The sequence below is a fragment of the Chryseobacterium rhizoplanae genome (assembly GCF_900182655.1).
In the GTDB taxonomy this organism is placed as follows: domain Bacteria; phylum Bacteroidota; class Bacteroidia; order Flavobacteriales; family Weeksellaceae; genus Chryseobacterium; species Chryseobacterium rhizoplanae.
Map to the genome: position 1 here is coordinate 32,176 of NZ_FXTC01000006.1, position 24,419 is coordinate 56,594.

At 36.7% G+C, this 24,419-nt stretch carries 23 protein-coding genes; 19 read left to right on the forward strand and 4 right to left on the reverse strand.

All coding sequences use genetic code 11. The features are described 5' to 3' along the window. Positions 1-11: 11 nt before the first annotated feature. From FN817_RS14200 to FN817_RS14255, 12 genes are all read left to right on the forward strand, one after another. Positions 12-1,427 carry a T6SS phospholipase effector Tle1-like catalytic domain-containing protein gene (locus FN817_RS14200; protein ID WP_142718536.1) on the forward strand — a complete coding sequence of 472 codons (1,416 nt, stop codon included), beginning with the start codon at positions 12-14 and terminating at the stop codon, positions 1,425-1,427. A gap of 43 nt (positions 1,428-1,470) precedes the next feature. Continuing rightward, positions 1,471-2,514, forward strand: coding sequence for a hypothetical protein (locus FN817_RS14205; protein WP_142718537.1), 1,044 nt, complete (start codon positions 1,471-1,473; stop codon positions 2,512-2,514). 29 nt (positions 2,515-2,543) lie between these two features. Beyond that, the gene (locus FN817_RS14210; RefSeq protein ID WP_142718538.1) at positions 2,544-3,032 is read left to right on the forward strand and encodes a DUF4280 domain-containing protein; all 489 of its coding nucleotides are present in this window, start codon (positions 2,544-2,546) and stop codon (positions 3,030-3,032) included. A gap of 11 nt (positions 3,033-3,043) precedes the next feature. Next, positions 3,044-5,863, forward strand: coding sequence for an OmpA family protein (locus FN817_RS14215; RefSeq protein WP_142718539.1), 2,820 nt, complete (start codon positions 3,044-3,046; stop codon positions 5,861-5,863). 22 nt (positions 5,864-5,885) lie between these two features. Further along, positions 5,886-6,491 (forward strand): hypothetical protein, encoded by a 606-nt coding sequence (locus FN817_RS14220; RefSeq protein ID WP_167498873.1) that lies wholly within the window; start codon positions 5,886-5,888, stop codon positions 6,489-6,491. A gap of 13 nt (positions 6,492-6,504) precedes the next feature. After that, positions 6,505-7,215: a hypothetical protein gene (locus FN817_RS14225; RefSeq protein WP_142718541.1), complete on the forward strand. Its 711-nt coding sequence runs from the start codon at positions 6,505-6,507 to the stop codon at positions 7,213-7,215. 8 nt (positions 7,216-7,223) lie between these two features. Continuing rightward, a complete protein-coding gene (locus FN817_RS14230; protein ID WP_142718542.1) occupies positions 7,224-8,015 on the forward strand; it encodes a hypothetical protein in 792 nt (263 codons plus the stop codon). A gap of 96 nt (positions 8,016-8,111) precedes the next feature. Beyond that, positions 8,112-8,894: a hypothetical protein gene (locus tag FN817_RS14235; RefSeq protein ID WP_142718543.1), complete on the forward strand. Its 783-nt coding sequence runs from the start codon at positions 8,112-8,114 to the stop codon at positions 8,892-8,894. An 86-nt stretch (positions 8,895-8,980) separates the two neighbouring features. Next, positions 8,981-9,454, forward strand: a complete 474-nt coding sequence (locus FN817_RS14240; protein WP_228451569.1) for a LemA family protein — start codon at positions 8,981-8,983, stop codon at positions 9,452-9,454. Further along, a complete protein-coding gene (locus FN817_RS14245) occupies positions 9,435-9,815 on the forward strand; it encodes a hypothetical protein (protein WP_142718545.1) in 381 nt (126 codons plus the stop codon). Before FN817_RS14240 ends, FN817_RS14245 begins: the two co-directional genes overlap by 20 nt. Next, positions 9,815-10,489: a hypothetical protein gene (locus tag FN817_RS14250; protein WP_142718546.1), complete on the forward strand. Its 675-nt coding sequence runs from the start codon at positions 9,815-9,817 to the stop codon at positions 10,487-10,489. The genes FN817_RS14245 and FN817_RS14250 overlap by 1 nt, the downstream gene beginning before the upstream one ends. A gap of 104 nt (positions 10,490-10,593) precedes the next feature. Then, positions 10,594-11,310: a hypothetical protein gene (locus FN817_RS14255; RefSeq protein WP_142718547.1), complete on the forward strand. Its 717-nt coding sequence runs from the start codon at positions 10,594-10,596 to the stop codon at positions 11,308-11,310. A gap of 162 nt (positions 11,311-11,472) precedes the next feature. On the opposite strand, the gene FN817_RS14260 is transcribed toward FN817_RS14255, so the two are convergent. From FN817_RS14260 to FN817_RS14270, 3 genes are all read right to left on the reverse strand, one after another. Next, a complete protein-coding gene (locus FN817_RS14260) occupies positions 11,473-13,263 on the reverse strand; it encodes an endonuclease (RefSeq protein WP_142718548.1) in 1,791 nt (596 codons plus the stop codon). Positions 13,264-13,623: 360 nt separating this feature from the next. Continuing rightward, positions 13,624-14,151 (reverse strand): DUF4136 domain-containing protein, encoded by a 528-nt coding sequence (locus FN817_RS14265; protein WP_047420971.1) that lies wholly within the window; start codon positions 14,149-14,151, stop codon positions 13,624-13,626. A gap of 1 nt (position 14,152) precedes the next feature. Continuing rightward, positions 14,153-14,335: a DUF5522 domain-containing protein gene (locus tag FN817_RS14270; protein ID WP_047434227.1), complete on the reverse strand. Its 183-nt coding sequence runs from the start codon at positions 14,333-14,335 to the stop codon at positions 14,153-14,155. A 40-nt stretch (positions 14,336-14,375) separates the two neighbouring features. On the opposite strand from FN817_RS14270, the gene FN817_RS14275 reads away from it, so the two are divergent. From FN817_RS14275 to FN817_RS14305, 7 genes are all read left to right on the forward strand, one after another. Beyond that, positions 14,376-14,702, forward strand: coding sequence for a hypothetical protein (locus FN817_RS14275; protein WP_142718549.1), 327 nt, complete (start codon positions 14,376-14,378; stop codon positions 14,700-14,702). Between the two features lie 303 nt (positions 14,703-15,005). Next, entirely contained in the window at positions 15,006-15,914 is a 909-nt protein-coding gene (locus FN817_RS14280; protein ID WP_142718550.1) for a 1-aminocyclopropane-1-carboxylate deaminase/D-cysteine desulfhydrase, read from the forward strand. Positions 15,915-15,979: 65 nt separating this feature from the next. Continuing rightward, complete coding sequence (locus FN817_RS14285; protein WP_142718551.1) at positions 15,980-17,038, forward strand: glucosaminidase domain-containing protein; 1,059 nt, start codon at positions 15,980-15,982, stop codon at positions 17,036-17,038. 74 nt (positions 17,039-17,112) lie between these two features. Next, positions 17,113-18,402, forward strand: a complete 1,290-nt coding sequence (hemL, locus tag FN817_RS14290; RefSeq protein ID WP_047420975.1) for a glutamate-1-semialdehyde 2,1-aminomutase — start codon at positions 17,113-17,115, stop codon at positions 18,400-18,402. A 318-nt stretch (positions 18,403-18,720) separates the two neighbouring features. Further along, positions 18,721-20,055 (forward strand): amidohydrolase, encoded by a 1,335-nt coding sequence (locus FN817_RS14295; RefSeq protein WP_142718552.1) that lies wholly within the window; start codon positions 18,721-18,723, stop codon positions 20,053-20,055. Between the two features lie 239 nt (positions 20,056-20,294). Further along, positions 20,295-21,140: an AraC family transcriptional regulator gene (locus tag FN817_RS14300; protein ID WP_142718553.1), complete on the forward strand. Its 846-nt coding sequence runs from the start codon at positions 20,295-20,297 to the stop codon at positions 21,138-21,140. A gap of 79 nt (positions 21,141-21,219) precedes the next feature. Beyond that, entirely contained in the window at positions 21,220-22,458 is a 1,239-nt protein-coding gene (locus FN817_RS14305; RefSeq protein ID WP_142718554.1) for an amidohydrolase, read from the forward strand. Between the two features lie 537 nt (positions 22,459-22,995). Here the strand turns inward: FN817_RS14305 and FN817_RS14310 are convergent. Continuing rightward, the gene (locus tag FN817_RS14310; protein ID WP_142718555.1) at positions 22,996-24,405 is read right to left on the reverse strand and encodes a hypothetical protein; all 1,410 of its coding nucleotides are present in this window, start codon (positions 24,403-24,405) and stop codon (positions 22,996-22,998) included. Between the last annotated feature and the right edge of the window lie 14 nt (positions 24,406-24,419).

The window sequence follows — 24,419 nt, forward strand, 5'->3', positions numbered from 1 at the left end:
AAACAAGAACTATGCACAACAATCAATTTGGAAGTTATACACCATCTGTATCCAAAGAGGAGGTACTGGATATTACTATTGGGATTTTTTTTGACGGAACCCTGAATAATAAAACCAATACAGACGAAAGAAAAAATAAGACAGATGCCCATAAAAAACATGGTGGAAAAGCTTCAGACAATACCAGTTACAACAATGACTGGAGTAATGTAGCCCGCATGTGGGATAACTATGATAAAAACTTCGGTATTTATATAGAAGGTATCGGTACACTGGATAAAGAAGGAGATGCTACGCTGGGATACGCTTTCGGGACCGGAGAAACCGGAATCAGATCAAAAGTGAGAAAAGGCTGTGAAGAAATCGTAAAAAAGGTGAAAACCATTAAAGCAGAAAAAAAAGCGGATAAAATTGCTGTTCTTACTTTCGATGTATTCGGATTCAGCCGTGGAGCTGCAGCAGCCCGTAATTTTGTATACGAAATTGGAAAAGCAAAATATAAAGCCTCTTCCTGTACCGTTGCCAATGAAGCCGTTTCGGTGACCACTTATTCAGATGATGACGGTAAAAGTGTAGACGCAGAAGAACTTCCAAAATGGGGACACCTTGGCCTTAAACTCGAAGAAGCCGGATTAAAAGTAGATGTTTTAAAAGTAAGATTCCTGGGAATCTATGATACCGTTTCTTCCTATTCAAAATACCTGTCACCAGTACCCAATTTCAGTAATGATGTGGAAGAACTGAGCCTGAATGATATCGGAAAAGCACAGACTGTAGTTCACTTTACTGCAGAAGATGAACATAGGGAAAATTTTGACCTTACGAGAGTACATATCGGAACTGAAAAAACATTCCCCGGGGTACACTGTGACGTAGGGGGAGCTTACGAAAACGGACAGGAAACATGGGAAGAAGTTGAAACATCATGGACTACCAGTACCAAATTAAAAGCATTAAAAACAGAGCTTGAAAATGAAGGTTGGTATCATAAAGATGAGCTCACCATTACTCCCGGATTCTATTTATCACTAAGAGGAACACGCAAGCTGCTGAAGACATACAGCTACATTCCTTTGCATTTTATGGCGGAATATGGGGTAAATAAAAACCTTCCTATTACCATAAAGAAACTGACAGACGATAAATATTCCATTTTGAATGATCAGTTTTTAATAGGAATAAAAGAACGTCTCAGAACTTACGTAATGGGAGATGGCAAGCCTTACTCTTTCAAACATTATAAAGCCCTGCGGGATGCCTACGGAGGAAACGAAATTCCGGAAAACCGTCAGGCAGCTTATCAAAAAGAAGTAAAGGAACAGGATGATTTAAGAAAGCTTCGTCATGAATACCTTCACTGGTCAGCAAGAAGAGAAGGTATTGGTATGGATCCAAGACCTAACAGAACAAGGGTTATTCATTTTTAATAAAATATCATATAAAGAAAGAAATTGAAGCAGGAACATTTTTATGCAGAAATATAATATACATACCGTTCAGAAAGATGAAACTTTAAAAAGTATAGCCTCGCTGTACGGGTTGGATAAAGATGCATTAAAACTCTTCCATAATAACCACTGCGCTGTTAAGGACATGATCCTGATCAATCTTAACGGGCAGAAAGAACTTTTTATTCCAAGAACAGCGGTTGCAGATAAAAACATTCTGGTAAAATTCGGAAGAGGAAACAGCCTTGTTTTTCAGCCGGAAAATTCAGTGCGAAGATACAGTGTAGTCATTACCATTGAAAAAGGAGAAAATAAAAGCGAATTAAAATATGAAACATCAGTTCGCTGGTTGAAAACTGAGAAAAGGCATCATTTTTTTGAGATAGACAGAACATCAAACGTTTATCTCAATGAAGAAGAAGTCAATGAAATTGCAGATCTCCTGGCGTACAGAACCTCTAAGATTTTATACCCGCTACACATCAGCACAGATGAACAGGGAAAGTTTGAAGCAGTGGAAAATGCTGAGGTATTTATCAAAAGATGGCCGGCCATAAAAGAAGAATTGTATAAAGAATTTGAAGGTCAAACCGTAGATGAATACTGCGGAAAGATTGAAAAAGTGATCAGCCAGCCTGAAGCAATAGATCTTTACCTTAAAAATGATTACTTCATCCGTACTTTATTCTTTGGAATATATCAGAGTTTCGGAAAAGAATACAGAACGGAGATGACAGCAACGTTTCCTGTAGTAGACAATGCAATTGAACCCAGATATAAGTTTACGCTGCAAACAGATCCGCTAAAAGGAGAAACAGGTCTGATTACTGTAGAAGGATCAGGCAAACTATATGAAGAAAGAGACGTAGATGATTTTATAAGAAGATCACCTTTTTCATTGATTATAGAAGACGAACCTGTGATGAATGAAGAAGGAACTTTCAGACTCATAAGCTATTTGAAAGAAGAAACTTCACTTCCGGAATCTCTTTACCTGGAATGCAGTATCATGCTGCAGGAAGAGAAAAAGATTTCAGTATCAGTTTCAGGAATTGATAAAAACTAAATTACCATTTCACTAAAGATAAAATTAATATGGCAGAAAAACATATTGTAGTACAGGGAGCCATGTGCAAATGCCAGTTCGGGCAGGTTCCGGACAAGCTGAAAGTACTTACACACCAAAAAGAATATGCCAATGATAAAAGCGCTTCCAAAAAACTGATCGTTACCACGAAAGAAATAGGAGCAGCCACATTTGAAAAAAATACATTCGGAAACTGTACCAAAATGGGAGTTCCGCCGCCGCCTTGCAAGATCATGGTTACAGAATGGCAGAAGTTTTATGATAAAGTGCAGCTCAGCAATGGCGGATATATCATTGTAGAAGATAGCAAAGCCGTATGTGCTGTTGCCGGAACTCCATGTATTGAGATTATAGACCACGGACAGAGAGCAGAAGCCAGCCAGCAGAACTTTAAAAATGCAGATAAAGATGTCCAGCAGCAGATTAATCCGTTGGTAGATTCCGAAGAAATGTATAACGAACAGCCTTCAGGTGGAGGTCAGGATGGTGCAATCTAAATGATAAAAAAATGGCAAAAGGCGTAAAAAAAATAAAAGTTGTAAGCGGACTTTATTATCCTAAAATGTCTGTACCGGGCCAAAGGGTTACCATAAAGCCGGATCAGTGGGTGCAGTTTGGTATTGACGAATGGCTGCCTGGCACTACGGATGCAGACAAAAAGAAACCTCTTATCTGGATGAGGCAGAACAGCAGCAGAAAAATTATTATCAACCAGGTTTCCTCTGCAGGCGGATATAAATTTTTAATAGATAAACAATACTGCGGAAGTTATCATTTTTATATTGAAGCCAGTCTTTCAGGAGTAAGAGATACTAAAAATAATACAGGATTGTATGTGAAAGGCTGGTGTGAGCCCAAAATTGTAAGCAGTAAGTGGTCTACACAAAAAAACAGCAAAAGCATAAAAAATAATAAAAAGACCGAGTATATTTCCTACGGACATATTGTACACCTGAACCTGATGACAGAAGGTCTGAATGGAAATACCGTAAGTATTGAGCTATGGAACCAGCAGTCTGCAAAAAAAGATAAACTGGTGCACACCTACAACAACGTACAGGTAATTGACGGAGAAATAAATCTGAAAATAGAAAATACATTTGCCTGGATGGCCTATGTGGACAACATTCAGAATGTAGAAGAATTCTACGTTAAAGTAAAAGATACCGCATCAAAACAATACATCAAAGACAAGCTGGGTGATGATCTTCATGCTATTTATCTGAATGTAAAAAATAAAATAGTTACCACCAATACCAACGGAGCCCAGAATCAGACGCCAACCAAAGTATATAAGCCGGATGTAAATTCTGTCAGGCTCGAGCCGTGTAAATTTGAAGTGATAAAGATTACTGAAAATGAGACAAAGGATGGAAAAGCCAACAATACAATTGCTACAGTTTTTAAAAACGGAGACGGTATAAAGCAGATAAAATCCGCCGCATTACAAGAGCATATTCAGAGGACGATCTTTTATAAATTTGATTCTACGGTCATAGATAAAGACGGAGTAGCCATTCTGAATAATGTACTTAAATTTCTTCTGGAGCACAAAGATTCCACAATGAACCTCAGTGGCTATGCCTGTGTTATAGGAAAAGAAAATTATAACAAAGGACTTTCCCAAAGAAGGGCAGATGTTGTCAAAAAATTCTTTGCAGACGGAGGTTTGGATCCAAGAAGAATTATCTCAGTAGGAAAAGGAGAAGTAGATCCTACCGATGACAAAATGGGAAGAGATAATATTAAGTATAAAAATGAGAAAGACTACGAAAACAACCGTAGAGTAGATATCTCATTTGTATTCAATGCCCATGATGCGCAGACTATACACTATGCGGTGATAGCACCTACTTCAGCTACAAAAAAAGAACTTATCATAGATGTCACAGGCTTTGATACCAACAGCTGTTTCAGAGATACGAAAAACAAACATAAAAAAGAAATTTATATTGTAGATGTAGGACAAGCAATAGATAAGGGAGATCCAAAGAAAACCTTTCAGACTCCATCATTTCCTTATGAAGTGTATGCTCCACTGAGCAGGTATAATTTTGGGGCAGGAGTAGGATTTGATGCCCAATCAATGGCTCTTATGCAGTATATCTGGCCCGCTTCTTCCAGTCCGAATGAGTTTCATATGCACGTACATACCTGCAGATATTATAGCAATGAAAGACGAACCACCGTATTAATAAAAGCCTATCCGGATATCAAATGGAGATTTGCCTTTTTTATCAACCTAAGCAACAGCTTAAGCATAAAATGGCAAAAAATGACTCCTGAAAAACATAAAGAACTTCGAGGTAAAGCATTGAGTCTCGCCAATGAAGAAAAAGGAAAATATACAGACGTAGAATTCGGAGTAGAACTTAAAGCATCTTATGATAAACAAAAAGATGGAAGCTACTACTGTAAACCGGAACTTACCGTAAAATATAAGGACAAGATCAGTAAACTCTTTTCCATTATTTCTTCCGTTAAAAAAATGTCCCAGGGAATTACATCACAGACAAAAGGTGTTGTATCCAAAGGAGTAGGAAGAAAGCTGCCATTTGATATAAGATTAAATGCTCCCGCATTATATTTCGGAGCAGAATGGGAAGCTGATGTCAATGAAGCACATTCTGATATAGGAACCAAGCTGATGCTCTTCATCGAAGCAAAGCCTTTGGTGGAGCTGGCTATTGTTTTTGACCTTTTAGCCCTGATTGTTCAGGCAGGAGTGGCTGTAGCTACAGCCGGAACAGGAAATGTACTTGCTCTTGAAATCTTCAATATGGTAAGGGAATGGGCAAGCAAAGGATATGAAACAGAACATGTGGTCATCAACTTTAAAATGTACATTGATCTTGAAGTAAAAGGAAAAGTAGACGGTGTAATAGATGGTTCATTCAGTACCGTTAAAGGAGATAAAGAAGTTAATTTTGATCTGAGCTCAAACATCACTGTTGAATTAAAATCAGGACTTGAGCTAAAAGGAATGTTTGTTGTTATCGGAACTACAAAAAAACCGGAACTGGAAGGACATGTGGAAGGAAAATTAACTGCAGGAGCTACGATGGGTATTACTTCAGGACATAAATTAAAATATGATTCCACAGCCGGAATTTATTATATTCCGAGCTTAAGTATAGACCCATGTGTAGGAACCGTAGTGGTCATGGTAAAAGCCGGATTTACCTACAAAAAAGTAAGCTCAGACTGGACTCCGGTGAATTATAACAGAACCCGTACATTTTTTGACGGATTCGATATTATGAAATATTTAGCAGAATTAGTAGGCTATGACAACAAAATATTACTTTGGGAAAAAAAGAAAAAATAAAAATATGTTTCTACTTTTAATAATGTCGCTGTTTATATCATGCAGTACCGCAAAAGAGGACTTGTCTGCCATTCTTTTTCCTGTGAAAAAAGAAAAGATTTTGAATAATATTGTTTACACAGAGAAAAAATCTATTCTGGATGAAAACCTTACTGCCTATCAGGTAAAAGATATGAATTCCTTTAGCTTTTATGGACAGTATTTTGCTAATGAATTAAAAAGTAATGCTGCAACGTATGCCGGGAAAAATTATCTTGAACTTTTAGGAGATTCAAAAGACATCAACGGATATAAAATCCATTTATATACCCGGAAAGAAAGTGAAAAAATGGAAAAATTACTTCTTGAAAAGTTAGGAAAGCCAGCTTTCGATACAGGAAATGAAGTAGAGCGGAATATCATCTGGGAAAAATCCGGAAAGATTTTTATTCTCAATAACGGAAATGCCGAAATACAAGGCGAAAAAACAAAAGAATCAGATTTGATATGTTTAAATACTAACTTTACAACACTGATCATAAATGCTACGCAGACTACAAAGTATTCCGAATACTTGAAATTCCGGATAAAAAACAATAAGAAGGTAGAAAGTTACCCTTATAGTCTGTATGATAAAGAAGAAAATTAAATAAAAAAATTGCATGAAAAAGATTGTTATATGCCAGATCGCGTTAAGTTTTGTTTTAATGAACTGTCAGGGAAAAGGAACAGAAAAATCAGTTTCACAGGCAGAGAAGACAAGCGTAACCAGTAAACCGGTAAATCAAACCCAGGGAAAAATGGATTTTAAAGATCTTAAATTCGGAACCAATGGAGAAGAATTGCTCAAAGGAATCGGATTAACTGCTAATGACAACGCTTCAGGGGATTTCAATACCTCAGTGGATTATGTTGAATTTCAATTTCCAAAAGACAAAAATCTGAACCTTTCGTTATTTAATAACACCTTACAGTCTGCTACAGATGATATATCCGTTTTTTATTCAAAAAATGATAAAAAAGTATGGTGCTATGAAATGGTACTGCAGAACAACCCGAATACGGATGCTATTCTGAGTGCAATTGAAAAAAAAGCAGGTCATAAAGCAGACTTTTCAGATAAAAAAGTAAATACAAAAGAAAGACCCATTTTCCTTGATGAAAACGGAGAATTCAAAACAGATCACATAGAAGAAACAATACAGGTTTGGGAAGATAAAGAAGCAAAAACAACTTTCTTTACCATCCACACCGTTAATCTTTCTAAGAAACCCAATGAAAATACATTGAAGATCTTTGCTTTAGATAAAACCAGTCCGAAATATAAAGAATGGGTTTCCTACCGCAGTCTGGATATGTTTTACAACAAATAATAACAATAATGGCTAAAGAACCTTACTATACCATAGATTTCACTGCTGTTTATTGCCAATTTGAAGTGTTGGTTAATGACATTCCCGTTATTGCGATGGAAGCTGAAGGGCAAATGTCTCCCAATATTCCTGTTAACTTTGGAATAAGCAGCTCCGGTGAACAAAAACTTGAAATTAGACTGCTGCCGGTTGCGGGAGAAAAGTATATAGATTCAAGAACAGCATTTCAATATACCATCAAGTTATTTGATGTGCTCAACGATAAGTTTGTTCATGAAAAAGACTGTGGTAATTTTCAGTTTTCAGAAAAGGAAACAGCAAAAAAATTACCTTCATTAACTCATAAATCATCCTTTCAGGCAGAAATTCCTTATGAGATGATGACATGGGAACAGAGCCGCGATCTGCTGTCCATTTCAAAAGATAATTCTTACCTTGGTACCAAACTGGATCTGGCATACAGAAAAATAAGTGGTCTTATCAATTCAAAACAATATGAATCTTACTTTGAAATGATCAGGAATCGTGAAAAAAATATGGCTTTATCCATGTATTTAAGCGATGAAGATTCCAGAGCAAGACTAAACAGTTTACTGGAAGATTTTAATAATGGCTTTAAAATGATGCCATTGCCGGAAGACAGGGTTTTAAAAATCTATGGTAACGGAAAGCTGGCAACCTATAAAAAATTAAATGGAGAACCCGCATTTTTCCTTTATAAAGAGGAAACCGGTGAAGAGCTGATGCTGGAGCTGATGTTTCATATTCCCACGGGAAAAGAAGAGTTTGAAGTTATTTAGAAAAGAAAAAATAATACCGGAATAAGACATTAAATATGATAACTTTACAAAAGTATTCATCGGATTTTTAAAAAGTAAAATGTTCAGACGAAGCATATGGCAGGTCATAAAGGAAGATCATATACAGGATATATTATTCTGGGAATAATAGCATCATTTTTTATTTATTTTATATTATGGGTCATCTTCAAAGAAAAAATGCCATTCCATGAATATGCTTATGAAATTGCCAATAACTATGACAGCTATGCGGAAAAGGCAATTATTCTTATTCCCTTGGTGGTTTTCATTCTCATCTTTATTGCTTTAATGAAACCTAATGCTGCAAAACGTTTTTTACGACTGCAGTCATCACTTCCCACTTCAAAGATCCATTCTGTAGCTAAAGGAGTGGTAGAGATTGAAGGTAACCTGATCATGAAAGATCCCCTATCTTCACCAGTGAAGAATGAAGAATGTATTGGATATTATTATACCATCGAAAATATTGGGCGAGACTCGGACGGTAAGGAAACATACAGTACTATTCACAGGGAAACCCAATGTAATATTTTTCAGATGAAAGATGATACAGGAATTATAGAAGTAGAACCTGAGGGGATAGAGCTGGTTTTGTTGGGAGAAACCAATATAAGCAGCCACGGAGGCAAAAGATACAAAGAAACCCTTTTAAAAGATGGTCAGAAGATGTTGTTGGTAGGATATGCCGATGCTAAAAACGGAGTACCCTTCATAAGAAAAGATGATTATTATAAAATTCTGGGGATTACTTCATCATCAGGAATCAGTGTCTGGAACAAATATCAGCCGTTGCTGAGATCATTTATGTTTACCTGCTCGGTTATCCTGTTAATAATTATTTATATACTCATACAATAATGAATCAGACGGTCGCAATCATATTACTTATCCTCTTAGGAGTAGTTATTATCAGTTTTTTGATCAATCTGTACAACAAATTAGTTATGCTCAAATTTAACGTTGACAAAGCTTACGGGAATATTGATGTGGTGCTGAAACAACGTGCAGATGAAATTCCCAATCTGGTAACGGTAGCCAAGCACTTTATGAACTACGAAGAAAAACTGCTTACACATCTTACAGAGCTCAGAACTTTTTATAATAGCACTACAGATTCAGACCAAAGAACAGCCCTGGCCAATGAAACCTCAAAGGCCTTGTCTTCATTTTTTGCTGTTTCAGAGAACTACCCGGAACTGAAATCTAATAATAACTTCCTGGAGCTGCAGAAAAGAATTTCCGATCTGGAAAACAAAATAGCAGACAGAAGAGAATTTTTTAATGACAGTGTTAACCTTTATAACATAGGAATTCATGAATTCCCCAATGTTATACTGGCGAAAATGTTAGGATATAAAGACAAGACTTTACTGGAAATTACAAACGAAGAAAAACAGTATGACGGGGTTCAGTTTTAACACCTTCTTTGGACTGGAGGACAGAATTACAGATTATCCTGAAGTTGTTATCTTCGGGGCGATGTTCGTACCTCTGTTATTATTTATTCCCGTTGCCTTGATAGGCTGGATATTTAGAAAACTTAAATTCAATATGTACATCATTCATGTGTTGATGTATACATTGCTTTTCACATTTATACTGGGAGCAATAACGATATTTATACTTTTCTTTATTACAGACAAAAATGGAGTGAAACTGGCATATTGCTGGCTTACGGTATTTACCGGAATGTTTATTTTCAGCTTAATCAATGCCAATACCATTACTAAAATGTTTACCGATTGGTCTAAAATAATTAAAGAAAAACAAAATCAATAATGTTGGAACGAGCACTTCATAAGGTGAAAAAAGCAAAATTTATGATGTTGATTTTTGTAGTACTGATCAATATCTGTTGTGGAAATAAATCATTTGACCTTTCATCAGTTTCATTAGGCGATGATGCTAAAAAATATGACTTTGAAAACAAAGATTTATTTCTGAAAGATGCCGCAAAAGCCGATATCATTCAATATTATGCTGATGAAAACAAAGGAATAACCTATGGAAATATACCCTTAGATAATACCATGGGTACAAGAATTACCGTATACAAAGGAAAAGTAGGGGCTGTTGACACCAATGCTGCCGAAAAATACTCTTTGGAATTTGTAGAAAAAATAGTGAAAAAACATGGAAATCCTACAGCTTCTATCACTGATAAAGCAACCGTAGATGCTAAACTTGTAAAGCCAATTTTTGAAAAGCTTAAAAAACTTTCTCCCGAAAAAGTTTCATGGAATCCAAATGAGAAAAATTCATTTACTTATCCAACCTCTTTCTTCTGGGATGATGGTAAAAATTATTCCATACTCAGTATCACCATTGAAGATGATGGGAAAATAAAAAATAAATATATTTCTGTGACCAAAGAGGCTTATCGTAATAATGCTGTGTTCGGGTTAAAATATCCCACACCTCCGGCTTCTCCGTGGTATAAGTATATGAATTAAAAATAAGCCTTTAAAAGGATGAAGAAATAAAAAAACAGATTCCGGATACTTGAATCCACTTTTTTCTGTTTTATTATTGATAACTGCATACTAACACTAACATTATGAAAAGATTGAAATACATAGTAATACCAATGATCTCTTTGGCAATTGCTTCATGTGGCCAGCAGAAAAATAAAGAAACTGAGGCTTTGATTGAAACACAGGGAAGTACGCAGACAGAACCCTTTAATCTTGCTAAAATCACTGTAGGTCAAAATATTAATGAAATTTTAAAATCTGCCGGAGCAACAGCCAAAGAAGCAGTACGTACCAGTGAAGTGACCCTTATCGGAAATGAAAAACTTGCTTTTTCATCAAAAGAATTATTACACTTCAATGGAATAGATCTGGAAGGAAAGAATAATAAAAATACCAATAAAGTAATTTTACACTTCGGAAAAGTAGATCAGGAAATTGGTCCTCTTGCCAATGAAAAAGAAGACGAATTGGGAATGTACCAGCTTGATATTTATACAGAGCAGGAAAAAACGGCACTTTTGGATAATCTGAACAAAACACTTCAGAAACCCAGCTTTGATACCATACGTGAAGGGTTTGAATCAGAAGTGAAAGATAATGAGATCATCCAGACTCAAAATAAACTCAGACAGGAAGTGGCTATCTGGAGAAACAAAGATATGCTCTATTACTACTGCGAAACCAAAATAGATAACAGACCGGACGAATACCGCTGCAATCTTTTCGTGTTCAAAAATAAAGAATGGAAGGACCTTCTTAAAGGATCGGGATATCCGGACCTGGATAAAATATCTCTATAACATTTGCTTCGTCAATCAGCTTGCTGATCCTTCTTTGCTCCCTAAAAATAAAACATTAAAAAATAAAATCTCTGCGTTAAAAAAATCCGATCAATTAAAGTTTAAAAATAAGAATGCCGGTCATTTTTGAGACCGGCATTTTATATTAAATCAGTATTTGAATTATTTTACCAAAAACTGCATCGTAGTCTGATCAAGTTTCAAAATATAAATTCCCTGACCAAGATTTCTGGTTTTAATAGAATTTCCATCTCTGAAAGGCTGATCAATCGTCTGAAGAACTTTCCCCTGAAGATTATAAATTTCAGCTTTTTTTACTTTCTGAAGATCTCCTTTTACAAAAATCTCCTGGTTAGTAATTGGGTTAGGTGAAATTTTAAAATTCTTTGCTGAAGTTTCCAAAGCTGTAGTTTGTGCCATTCTTGCAGATGTTCCCGGATAGCATGTCCATGCAAGATCATCAATAGCAACTCTGTTACTTGATGAAGTATTAATCAGGCTTACCACTACATTTCCGGAAATATTGATATTATTGATGGTTGTAGTTGCAGATGAAGTACTATAAGGTATAGTTCCTACGGTTGTTCCGTTTACTTTTACATCAAAAGTACTATTTGTTCCTGAGAATTTAAGCTGCGTAGTTACCGTTAAAGAACCAATGCCGTTTGCTGAGGTGCCGGAAGTTAAAGACCCGTTTCTTACTGTAATCGCTTTATTGTTAATAGTCTGATCAGTTCTTGCATCCGTTGCTGTCCATGAGATTCCTCCGTTGCTCCATGTTTTGGTTGAATAAGTAGAACTGGCTGCAGGAATGGTTTCAAAATTTTCATTGGCACAATTAGTCGCTGGAGTAGTACCTCCTGAATTGGTAGTACCGGAAACCGTTGAACTGTTTGATGACGAATTTCCTGCCGCATCCTTCGCTACAACATAGAAGCTATACGTAGTAGAAGGAGTAAGTCCTGAAATAGTCGTTGAAGTTGAACTTACCGTAGTAGCCAGATTTCCGTCGATGTAAACATTGTAAGCTGTTACTCCTACATTATCCGTAGAAGCATTCCATGCAAGAGAAATACTGCTGGAAGTTTTTCCCGAAACAGTAAGCCCTGTTGCTGCGGTTGGAGCCTGAGTATCGCCTGAAGGCTGTTGAGAACCCCAGATAAGATTTACATAATTCGGGTTGTCAATAAATGGATTTCTGTTTCCTTGGAAAGTATGAGATGCATTATTTCTTTTGATCTCAGCTTGAGAAACCGGATCCTGATTATGCCATGCCAGAAGAACATTCAGTTCCCATGTCTGCAATCCCGGGAAGGTAGAGCTTCCTAACATATTTCCTGATGAAAAAGTAGAAAGTTTACTCTGGTAACGGGTTACAAAATAGAAAATCATACGCGCCACATCTCCTTTAAACTCATCAATCGGCTCGAAAACTATCCCGGAATATCCTGAAGAAACTGAGGTGCCAAGCTTTGACCCATTCTGTGAAGTAAATGAAGCACTTCCTACCTTTCCGAAAGGATAATTACTTCTCATTCCGTTTACTTTCCCATCCGTAGCTCTGATAAAATGAATATCAGCAACCATAGGAGAGGCCTGATTGAAAAGACTCTGAGGAACAATGTGCTCTCTGTTGTAACAATTTCCTTCCGTAGAATACGTTCCACACTGGTTGGTTCCCGGAGTGTAATTATAAGGATCTGTACCTACAGGCTTTTCAGAATAGATATCAAGGATAGAACCGTCATTTTCATAATCCTTATCGATATCAGTGGTTTTGTAAGCAGTCCACAGCCCACTGTAACCTTTGTCCACATGTCCGTTGGTAATAATGCTGCTCAATTCCGTTTTCAGTGCTGCCCCACTCAGTCCGTTGGCAGAATTGTAGTATCCTGCAGGAGCCTGAGCGTGGGCAAGTCCCGCAAATACAGAAAATAAAATAACTTTTTTCATATAATATTAAGTTTAAGCAAGAATAATACATTTTTGTGAATAAAAAATTAAGTAAGCGTTAATTTTAAATGTATAGCATGTAAGAAGTTGTGAATGAATATGTTTGGGTTTCGTGATTCGTGATTCGTGATTCGGGTTCGGGTTTTGGAATTTCGGGATTTGTGTTAGGTGTTTCTATATTCAATAGGACCGGGCTTTAGCCCGGTCTAAAATAAAAAAGTTTCCATTGGCTTTAGCCAAAACTTAAAGATCATATTTAAATCATCTGTGCAAATATTTGTTATCTATGGAAAAACGGGATAATTACCCATAAAAAAAGCCAGTACAAAAATACTGGCTTATATAATGGATGACTTAAATTTATTTTCTTTGTGGCGGATAATTTTTCATAATCTCAGCCATGATTTCAGGAATCTGCCTCTGTTTCGCTTTCGGAGAATCTACAGAAATTCCGCTTCCGATACCCTGCCAAACCAATTTGTTGGTTTTTGCATCAATAAGGTCTACAATCAGTGCGCCTTCATTATAATTTGAGGTCCACGTTCTGCTCATTCCAACACCCCATCCGAATGGTCCGCCCCATCCCCACATTCCGTAAGGGGAAGAAGAATTGATATCCGTAACCTTTTTATGGTTAGCTTTTACATTGATAATCAAATCTGGATTTTCTCCGGACTGAAGCCCTTTGCTCTGAAGCTGTCTCGACAGTTCATTCAGGACTCTGTCTTTATCAATATCATTCAGTTTTAGATCATCAATTCTTATTTTATACGTTTTAAAAGAATTGAAATTGGCGGTTTCAGCATAATCTGAACGTACCTGAAAAGGGCTACAGGAAGTTAATCCTAAAGTAGCAGATGCCAACAAAATAAAAATATATTTTTTCATTTTATTTATTTTTTTTATCACTTTTAATGAATGTATCAGTCTTTTTATCGTACCCGTAAGGACAGTGTCTGCAGCCGCTTTTACAGCAATAACCCCTTTTCAGATGAAATTTTTCTGTAAAAACCTTGTACCCCTGTTCATTATAGTAGAAGTCTTCACCTTCTTTGATGTCATAATGGGCCATAAGTTAAATGCTAGTCAAAAAACTTTTTATATTTGTTACTATGATAATTGTATGCCAAAAGCCTTTAAAAAAATTAAAAATTAATGGCATTGCTCTCTTTCCCTTTATCTTCATTAGGAAACCCGAAGATAAGGAAAATAATGTATTGATCAATCACGAAAAAATCCATTTATGCCAACAGCTGGAAATGCTTATCATTTTCTTCTACATTTTCTATGTTATTGAATACTATTACTGGTTTTTCAAGCTGAAAGACGGCTATCTGGCCTACAGAAGAATCTCTTTTGAAAGAGAAGCATACACGAATGAAAATAACCTGAATTATCTCAAAAAAAGAAAATTCTGGAACTTCAGGAAATACCTTTAGGATGATGAGTTCCGGGATTCGTGTTTCGAGGTTGGAATGTTTGATTTTGGGATTTCATATTTTAAACTGTGCTTTTCAATATTCAATAGGAGTGGGCTTTAGCCCACTTATCAAATAAATCAACAATTCATCCGGCTTTAGCCAAAACTAAAAAAAAGATATTATCACTACAATCATCTGTAACAATCTGCATAATCTGTTGTGAAAAATAAGTAAACAGTACTTTATACAAAGAGAAAATCTCCACAACACTAAATCTTTTCCTACTTTTGCAAACAGTAAACCTTGAGTAGTAAAACTGAAATGCTATTACAACTTCCCACAGAACCTGTTTCCATTCAGGAAATTCCCATTCATAAAAATGTAAAACTTTTCATTAAAAGGGAAGACCAGATTCATCCGCTGATTTCAGGCAATAAATACTGGAAATTGTTTTACAACGTGAACCATTATCTGGAAAAAAATCCGGATAAACCTTATATTATTACTTTTGGGGGAGCTTTTTCCAATCATATCGCTGCGGTTTCTGCAGTCGGAAATTTAGCGGGTATTCCAACATTGGGAATGATAAGAGGGGAAGAACTGCAGCATAAATGGAGGGATAATCCTACTTTACTTTTTGCGAAAAGAAATGGCATGAACCTGAAATTTGTCACCCGTGAAGAATACCGTCATAAAGAAAAACTGACAGAATTCCTTCATCAGGAGTTTCCCGAGGCGTTGATAGTACCTGAAGGAGGTACCAATGAAGAGGCTGTGGAAGGGGTGAAAATGATGCTCAATGAACAAACAAAAGATTTTGACTATCTTTGCACCGCAGTTGGAACCGGAGGAACCGTTGCAGGAATTTCAAAATTTAGTGAAGACAATCAGAAAGTTATAGGATTTAACGTAGTTAGTGATACTTCACTTGAAAATAAAATTTTTGAATTAACTTTGAGACATAATTTTAATCTAATAGATTCATGTTTTGGAGGTTACGGTAAAATAAATGATGGAAACATCCGTTTTATCAATGATTTCAAAGAGAAATATGGTATTCCTTTAGAACCGATATATACAGGAAAAATGATGGAGAAAGTTTTTGAACTGATTGAAGATGATTATTTTCCTGAAAACAGCAGGATTTTATGCTTTCATACTGGTGGATTACAGGGAATTGAGGGCGCTAATCTGCTTTTAGAAAAACAGAATAGAAATTTAATTATATAAGTAAATTGAAAAACATGAAACACTTAGTGTTCCATCTTTCATTTCAAAACAATAAAAAATATAAGATGAAAAGACTTTTCCTATCCATAAGCCTTTTAGTTTTATCAAAATTTTCTGCCCAGACCTGGGCAACCGAAGATCAGTATATTCAGAAGTTTGCTAAATATGCCGTAGAAGAAATGGAAAAATATAAAATTCCTGCTTCTATTACGCTTGCACAAGGGTTGCTAGAAACCGGAGGAGGGCAAAGCAGATTGGCACAGGAAGGTAAAAACCACTTCGGTATAAAATGTAAAGAAGACTGGACCGGTAGAACGATGAAACATACCGATGATGCACCTAACGAATGCTTCCGCGTGTATGACGATCCAAGACAGTCTTATGAAGATCATTCTATATTTTTATCCACAAGAAAATATTACGCAAACCTTTTCAAACTGGATATGAGGGATTACAGAGCATGGGCAACAGGTTTAAAAAAAGCAGGCTATGCCACCAATCCACGTTACGCCTCAATTCTTATCACCAAAATTGAAAAGTACAAGCTCTATGAATTCGACAATACCAGTTCTAATGAGGTATTGTATGCCGTACTTAAAATGTATCCGGATCTGAAAGACGACAGAACTTTCATGGCACAGCTGGACCCTTCAAAAGCGGTTAAAAAAGCTAAAGACCCCGTTACCGTAGAAGTTCCTTACAAACAGACTTCTTACGCACAACAGCAAAAAAGAGTGGAAAGAATCAAAACGAAAGCTGAAATTCTTAATTCCATTCTTATCAAAAGCCACCCGAATGATGGCCTGAAATATATCGTAATTCCTGAAGATACTGATGTGAAATTCATCGCCAATAAATTCAAAGTCAGCGAAGGCAGACTGATAAAGTGGAATGAACTGGAAGGTGAAACCTTAAAGAAAAATGATATTGTTTTCCTTGAATCAAAAAATTCTACTGGAAATACAGCTACTTATAAAGCCGAATCCGGAGAAGATATGCATGATATCGCTCAGAAATTCGGAATCAAATTAAATAAATTGTATGCCAAAAACAGAATGGATGAAGGACAACAGCCCTCTGCAGGACAGCTGATTTATTTAATAGACAAAAAACCACGAAACTAATTTAATTTTTTGTTGAGAGTTTACCGTTGACAGTTACATGCCAACCAGCAACTGCCAGCAACAACTAAGTATATATGAAGTATCAGAGAAGTTCGGCTTTGTTTGATGAAGCCTACAAATACATTCCGGGAGGAGTAAACTCTCCGGTAAGAGCATTCAAATCTGTAGGAGGCGTTCCTGTTTTTATGAAATCGGCAAAAGGTGCTTACCTTACCGATGCAGATGACAATACTTACATCGATTATATCAACTCATGGGGCCCGGCCATTTTAGGACATACACATCCTGAAGTACTGGAAGAACTGAAGATCCAGGCAGAGAAAGGGTTCTCTTTCGGAGCGCCTACAGAACTGGAAACAGAAATCGCAAAATTCATTATTGATAACGTCCCGAATATTGACCAGATCAGAATGGTTTCTTCAGGAACAGAAGCATGTATGAGTGCCGTAAGACTGGCAAGAGGATATACAGGAAGAGATAAGATCGTAAAATTTGAAGGCTGCTATCACGGGCACTCAGATTCATTCCTGATCAAAGCTGGAAGCGGTGCTGCTACCTTTGGAAATCCAAATTCTCCGGGAGTAACAGCTGGTACTGCGAAAGATACATTATTAGCACGTTATAATGATTTTGAACAGGTAGAAGATCTTTTCCGTCACAATCAGGGAGAAATTGCAGCGGTAATTATAGAGCCGGTTGCAGGAAATATGGGTTGTGTACTGCCGGAAAATAATTTCTTGCAAAACCTGAGAAAGATCTGTGATGAAAACGGAGCTTTATTAATTTTTGATGAGGTAATGACCGGTTTCAGACTGGCTTTTGGAGGTGCCCAGGAGCTTTTCAACGTAAAGGCAGACTTAGTAACTTACGGAAAAGTAATTGGTGGAGGACTTCCGGTAGGAGCTTTCGCAGGAAGAAACGAAATTATGGATCACCTGGCACCAAAAGGCGGTGTTTACCAGGCAGGAACATTAAGTGGAAATCCTTTAGCGATGAGAGCGGGATTAAAAACACTTCAGCTTATTAAAAATGACCCTGAATTTTTCAACAGATTACACAAGACAACAGAAACATTAGATTTTGAAATCGGAAAAATTTTAAACGAAAAAGGAATTGCTCATAAAATCAATAGAAAAGGTTCTATGATGTCTGTTTTCTTCCATATCAACAGAGTTTCCAATTTTGATGAAGCGCAGGAAGCTAATCATTCATTGTTTAATAATTTCTTCCATCAGATGCTGCAGAATGGAGTGTATTTACCACCAAGTGGTTATGAAACATACTTCATCAGTGATGCCATCAAGGATAAAGAAATTGATATGACACTGGAAGCTGTAAGAAAATTTGAATATTCAAATAAATAATAATAAGACCGGATTTTTAGATCCGGTTTTTTTATGCAGAATAATTTGAATTGAAAGTCTGCAGATCAATAAAAACTCTACGCAATCAAATTTATCCACAATCCTTGCCACTCCGTAGGAGTCTCAACAGAATAAGCAGCATCATTAGATTCCTACGGAAAGAGAATTGTGATGGATATATTCCTTATTTGTAGTATGAAAAGATAATCGGGATTTTAGCACGTAATCAACACAAAGTATAAATCATACAGATTTTGTAATAAACCATACACCTCGTTCAGAGTACTTCTTTTTAATTTTGTATTAAATAGATTGGAAATGAAGACCTCAGGCAATGACATCTCCCGCAAAGAATTTATCCGGAATTCAGCATTGGCTGTAGCGGGATTAACTTTTATACCTAATATCATGACTGCATCACCTTTTATGGATGAAAATAATAGCTTGACAAAAGGAAAAATGAGCCTTAAAAATGTTCGTCTGGAAACAGGTTTTGAATACCAGGATGGAGAAGTGGCTTCTACCAAAACAGAGCTGTTTTATGTGGAAGTTGAAAACGGAAAAATTACAAAAATCACTCCGAATCAGCCTAATGCTAAAGCGGTAGATGCAAAAGGACTATTGATGCTTCCTGCATTCAAGGATATGCATATTCACCTTGATAAAACTTTTTATGGAGATCAATGGCAAGCCGTTAGAAAAAGAACCGGAGGGATCAAAGGAATGATTGAGCTGGAGCAGAAAATGCTTCCTGAAATGCTGAAGAATTCAACTTTTAAGGCAGAGAAACTGATCGAACTGTTACAGTCAAAAGGAACTTCCTATGCAAGAAGCCATGTGAATATTGAACCCACTTCAAAACTTCAGTCATTAAAAAATCTGCAGAAAGCTTTAGAAAATAAAAAGAAAGGTTTTGGAGCTGAGTTGGTAGCATTTCCGCAACATGGAGTTTTCTATACAGATTCCGTACCTTATCTGAAAGAAGCGGCGAAGATGGATATTGATTTCATTGGAGGAGTAGATCCGTTCAATATAGATGGGGATATTGAAAAAGTGGTAGATTTCACTGTTCAGCTCGCCTTGGATAATAAAAAAGGAATCGATATTCATCTGCATGAAACCGGAGATTCCGGATTAAAAACCGTTGAATATCTTATTAAAAAAGTAAATGAAAATCCTTCTCTGAAAGGAAAAACATACTTAAGCCACTGCTTTATTCTGGCTAAATTAGAAGCTGCAAAACAGGAAGAAATCGCCGAAAAATTAGCAGAAGCCCAAATCGGAATTGTCTCTACAATCCCTTTCGGAAGGCTGATCATGCCAATACCAACGCTGTACAAACATAATGTAACTGTTCTGACAGGAAATGACAGTATTGTAGATCACTGGAATACTTTTGGGACAGGAAGCGTACTTCAGAAAGCCAATTTAATGGCACAATTGTACGGATATTCAACAGAATTTTTATTGTCAAGAAGCTTAAAACTGGCCACAGGAAATATTCTTCCGTTAGATGACAAAGGTACTCAGCAATGGCCGAAATCCGGAGATAAGGCAGACTTTGTACTCATCAATGCAAGCTGTTCAGCAGAAGCCGTATCAAGAATTTCAGAAGTGGAATCATTGGTGCATGATGGAAATGTTGTCTTTTAGACCCAGCGATATAGTTGTTTACAAATTTATATATATAATTTAGTTGTGTTTTTTTTAAACCACAAAGGGTATAAACGTTTTACAGGAAAGTCTGAAAATTTATTGAAATTTTCAGAAACAGCCACCGAATGCAAGGAGAAACTGAAGTAGAAGTGGTGTAGGTAAAGCTTTTGTCCCTTTTGTGGTTATTTTAGTTTTTTCTCACAAATTTTAGTAATTTTAGGAGAAAATCGGGCAGAGTGGGCTATCATACGGATCATTTTCCAATCTTAGGAATTCAGGAATTTAGCGAGAATCAGCTGAAGGGCTGTAACCTGCTGTTTAATGAACTTTACGGGGCGCGTTCCATTGATGATCCCCATAAGCATGATTTTTTCATCATCAATCTTTTTGAGCACGGAGTTGGCTCACATACCATAGATTTTACAGAATATCCGGTAAGAGACCATCAGATCCATCTTGTTTTTCCGGATCAGGTGCATCAATGGGTGATTGAAAAAGAAACTATCGGTTATCAGTTGATGATCAGCCGCGACTGGTTTGAAAGCTTTCTGCCGTCATTAAGGTTCTCAGCCTCTTATTACCAGAATCATCCGGTGATCAATCTTTCTCCGGATGTTTTTGCCACATTTCTTTATGAATTCCAGGAAATCAGGAAAGAGCTGAACTCCGAAAAAGTATTCTGGGAGCTCATTCAAAAAAGAAGTGAACTCATCGGTCTGCTGGTGAGCAAATCTGTGGAAGGAGCCTTTAAAGATTTTGAAGTCTATAATTCAAACCCCATTATTTCAAAGTTTCTCCATCTTATAGATGAGCATTTCAAAACAGAAAGATCGGTTTCTTTTTATGCGGATAAACTGAATATTTCTGCCAACTATCTGAATATTGTCTGCAAGAAAAACCTCAATGCTTCGGCTTCATCCCTCATTCAGGACCGTATTTTACTGGAAGCGAAAAGGCTTTTAAAAGTTTCTGAAATGTCAGTAAAAGATATTGTATATGATCTTGGTTTCTATGATCATGCAAGCTTTTCCAAATTCTTTAAAGCACAGACGGGAATGACACCATCCCAATTCAAAGAATAATCTGTACAAAACAAGACATAATTGATACACCGGTTTTAACATGAAGTCGGGCTAATTTTGTATTGTTAAAATTTAAATCATGCAATTTCCCTATCAATTAGCTGCAAAAGGAAAATATTCCCTTAAAAATGTCCGCCTGGAAACAGGTTTTGAATACGAAAATGAAGAGGTAAACGGAACAAAAACTGACCTTTTCAGTATTGAAATTGAAGGCGGAAAAATAAAAGAAGTAAAAGCAAATGATCCAGCTTCTAATGCGATTGATGCTAAAGGATATCTTATGCTTCCGGCATTCAGAGATATGCATATTCACCTGGATAAAACATTGTATGGTCTTCCATGGCAGGCGCTTTCTCCTAAGAGGAGAACAGTAAAAGATATGATTGCTTATGAGCAGGAAATCATTCCTGAGCTGTTGAAAACTTCCGTAAGCAGAGCAGAACAGCTGATCAGTCTGCAGCAGCATTACGGAACTCATTTCGTAAGAACGCATTTCAATATCGATCCTACCTCGGGATTGAAATCTCTGGAACATCTTGAACAGGCCCTTGAAAATAAAAAAGATTCTTTTAAAGCTGAACTGGTTGCTTTCCCGCAACATGGAGTTTACTATACAGAATCTGCTTCGTTGATGAAAGAAGCAGCCCAATTGAAAAGTGTAGGATTTATCGGTGGATTGGATCCATTAAGTATTGACGGAAGCATTGAAAAAGTGATGGATTTTACTGTTCAGCTGGCTTTAGATCATCATAAAGGAATTGATATTCACCTGCATGAAACAGGAGAATCCGGAATGAAAACAATCAATTACCTGATTGATAAAGCAATTGAAAATCCGGCACTGCAGGGGAAAACATTTGTAAGTCATGCATTTGCCCTGGCCCATCTTTCACCCAAAGAAACAGAGCAAATTGCAGAAAGACTGGCTGCCGGAAAAGTAGGAATTGCTTCTTCTGTGCCTTTTAAAGGAAAGATAATGCCTATTCCAACTTTAAAAAAATATGGTGTGAATGTGTTGATCGGAAATGATAATGTACAGGACTATTGGAGTACTTTCGGTTCAGGAAGTATGCTGCAGAAAGCCAATCTGATTGCCGAGTTATATGGCTATGCTACAGAATATGCATTGTCAAGAACTTTGCAGTTTGCCACTCAAAGTATTCTTCCCCTGGATGAAAAAGGGAAACAGCAATGGCCTAAAGCTGGTGATGAGGCGGCCATAGTTCTTACAGACGCTTCATGTTCCGCAGAAGCAGTTTCCAGAATGTCTGAAATAAAAGCCCTGATGAATGATGGGAATTTATTCTGGAGAAATTAATTGAAGTATATATTTTTTTTATACACTTGTTTTTTGTGAATGCCATCGGGAGTTTTCCTGGTGGCGTTTTTTTTATTATGAATTGTGAGTTTCGGGGTCCGGGTTTCGGGTTTCGGGGTTCTTCTTTATCAATAGGAACGGGCTTTAGCCCGTTTATTAATATATAAATACATTCGTTCGGCTTTAGCCGAAACCTACCATAAACCCGTGGTAAATAAGAAAAAGAACTGTTCAAATTACTGCTATCTGTTTTTACACCGTGAAATATCTTCTTTGCTTTATCAATAGGAACGGGCTTTAGCCCGTTTATTAATATATAAATACATTCGTTCGGCTTTAGCCGAAACCTACCATAAACCCCATGATCAATTAGAAAAATAACTGTTCATATTGCTTTTTTCTGTTTATACAATATGAACACCTCTTAATATTGATTTAGACAGACAGTCATACTATATGAACATAACAATAAAAAAAGCCCTCGGAAATATTCCGAAGGCCTTCTATTTGAAATTAAATCTAAGTACTTATATAATGTTATAAGTTGAAGTTTGTCCATCCTGCATACCACGTATCTGTAGCATCTTTTACAGCACCTTTGTAGGTTACCTGTGTAAACCAGGTAGCCAATTTAGGGTTAGTAAATGAACCTCCTGTTAATAGTGGAGAACCAGCAGTAGGAGTGAAGTTTGGTGTAGTTCCTGCAGGAGCCCATGCACCGGCAAGTTTTACATCAGCTGTAGAAGCAAGGATTGTATTTCCTTTAGCATTAAACCAAGTCGTAAGATCGTTCAATGTATACGTTGTCGGAGTAGAAGTAGATGGTCCGAATTTTAAAGGAGTTTGCATTCCTGCTAAAACGTTGTTTTCAAAGAACAGCTTATTACCTACAATATTGTTATCCGTTGGAGCACCTTTTGTAGCATCAATAAATAAACCAACAGGGAATCCTGTAAATACAGAGTTGAATACAGAGATAGAAGAGTTTCTTCTGATTTGTAATGCATTCTGGAATAACGCGTTGATTGATCCCGGAGCTAAAGAGTTGATTGGCCCGATAATCGTCATGTTAGAGAATGTAGCTGATGTCTGAGGTGCCAGAGTAGAACCGTTAGCATCATTATCTGATTCAAATGCATTAGAACCGGAAACGTCCGCTACCTGAGAATCTCTTACTCCGATACCAAACTGGATGTTTCCTGAGAATCCGTTATCCGTATCGAAATCATCATCAAGACCTTTGTAAGAAATAAGGTGAGAACAGTTTACTGTTCCTCCGAACCATTCAAAGCTGTCATCATTCGCGTAAGCTACTTCTACGTAATCTACTGTAGTTCCGTTACCTACACCACCGAATGTCAATCCGTTAATCTCTTTGTCTGGTAAGAATGCATAACCTGCATATTCTATTCTTACATATTTTAATACACCACTGTTATCAGCAGCATTGTTTCCACCGTAAAGTCCAAGACCTTCAGAGTTGTTGATTCCTCCTTCAATCTCTCCAACTCCGTTTACTCCACCGAAAGAAGCATTAGTAGGAGCATTTCCTAAAATGACTACCCCTGCCCAGTCTCCTCTTTTAGGACTTGGTTTTTCAGAAGTGAAGATAATTGGGTTGGCAGCAGTTCCTTCTGCCATTATTTTACTTCCTTTTGTAATGATCAAAGCTCCGTTTTTATCAGCTTCACCTACGATCTTTGTACCTGGTTCGATAGTTAAAGTAGCTCCGTTAGTTACATATACTAGTCCTCTTAGCTTATAAATTTTGTTAGCTTTAAGCGTCATGCTGGAAGTGATCTTTCCTGAAAGAATAAGGTTTTCAGTATCTCCGTTTCCGTTACCTCCATTTTGAATAATGGTAGGTCCATCTTCTTCTATATTTCTACAAGCGGTAGTGGATACTATAGCGCCAAGCATTAAAGAATATAAAACGAACTTTTTCATGTTATAAAGAATTA

What these genes read in the sequence shown, in the direction of transcription:
- FN817_RS14225 (WP_142718541.1), top strand. Translation starts at nt 6,505, where the DNA reads ATGAAAAAGATTGTTATATGCCAGATCGCGTTAAGTTTTGTTTTAATG.
- FN817_RS14305 (WP_142718554.1), top strand. Translation starts at nt 21,220, where the DNA reads ATGCAATTTCCCTATCAATTAGCTGCAAAAGGAAAATATTCCCTTAAA.
- FN817_RS14255 (WP_142718547.1), top strand. Translation starts at nt 10,594, where the DNA reads ATGAAAAGATTGAAATACATAGTAATACCAATGATCTCTTTGGCAATT.
- FN817_RS14230 (WP_142718542.1), top strand. Translation starts at nt 7,224, where the DNA reads ATGGCTAAAGAACCTTACTATACCATAGATTTCACTGCTGTTTATTGC.
- FN817_RS14250 (WP_142718546.1), top strand. Translation starts at nt 9,815, where the DNA reads ATGTTGGAACGAGCACTTCATAAGGTGAAAAAAGCAAAATTTATGATG.
- FN817_RS14215 (WP_142718539.1), top strand. Translation starts at nt 3,044, where the DNA reads ATGGCAAAAGGCGTAAAAAAAATAAAAGTTGTAAGCGGACTTTATTAT.
- hemL (WP_047420975.1), top strand. Translation starts at nt 17,113, where the DNA reads ATGAAGTATCAGAGAAGTTCGGCTTTGTTTGATGAAGCCTACAAATAC.
- FN817_RS14275 (WP_142718549.1), top strand. Translation starts at nt 14,376, where the DNA reads ATGATAATTGTATGCCAAAAGCCTTTAAAAAAATTAAAAATTAATGGC.
- FN817_RS14210 (WP_142718538.1), top strand. Translation starts at nt 2,544, where the DNA reads ATGGCAGAAAAACATATTGTAGTACAGGGAGCCATGTGCAAATGCCAG.
- FN817_RS14235 (WP_142718543.1), top strand. Translation starts at nt 8,112, where the DNA reads ATGGCAGGTCATAAAGGAAGATCATATACAGGATATATTATTCTGGGA.
- FN817_RS14280 (WP_142718550.1), top strand. Translation starts at nt 15,006, where the DNA reads ATGCTATTACAACTTCCCACAGAACCTGTTTCCATTCAGGAAATTCCC.
- FN817_RS14200 (WP_142718536.1), top strand. Translation starts at nt 12, where the DNA reads ATGCACAACAATCAATTTGGAAGTTATACACCATCTGTATCCAAAGAG.
- FN817_RS14205 (WP_142718537.1), top strand. Translation starts at nt 1,471, where the DNA reads ATGCAGAAATATAATATACATACCGTTCAGAAAGATGAAACTTTAAAA.
- FN817_RS14285 (WP_142718551.1), top strand. Translation starts at nt 15,980, where the DNA reads ATGAAAAGACTTTTCCTATCCATAAGCCTTTTAGTTTTATCAAAATTT.
- FN817_RS14265 (WP_047420971.1), bottom strand. Translation starts at nt 14,151, where the DNA reads ATGAAAAAATATATTTTTATTTTGTTGGCATCTGCTACTTTAGGATTA.
- FN817_RS14260 (WP_142718548.1), bottom strand. Translation starts at nt 13,263, where the DNA reads ATGAAAAAAGTTATTTTATTTTCTGTATTTGCGGGACTTGCCCACGCT.
- FN817_RS14310 (WP_142718555.1), bottom strand. Translation starts at nt 24,405, where the DNA reads ATGAAAAAGTTCGTTTTATATTCTTTAATGCTTGGCGCTATAGTATCC.
- FN817_RS14245 (WP_142718545.1), top strand. Translation starts at nt 9,435, where the DNA reads ATGACGGGGTTCAGTTTTAACACCTTCTTTGGACTGGAGGACAGAATT.
- FN817_RS14240 (WP_228451569.1), top strand. Translation starts at nt 8,981, where the DNA reads ATGCTCAAATTTAACGTTGACAAAGCTTACGGGAATATTGATGTGGTG.
- FN817_RS14295 (WP_142718552.1), top strand. Translation starts at nt 18,721, where the DNA reads ATGAAGACCTCAGGCAATGACATCTCCCGCAAAGAATTTATCCGGAAT.
- FN817_RS14270 (WP_047434227.1), bottom strand. Translation starts at nt 14,335, where the DNA reads ATGGCCCATTATGACATCAAAGAAGGTGAAGACTTCTACTATAATGAA.
- FN817_RS14220 (WP_167498873.1), top strand. Translation starts at nt 5,886, where the DNA reads ATGTCGCTGTTTATATCATGCAGTACCGCAAAAGAGGACTTGTCTGCC.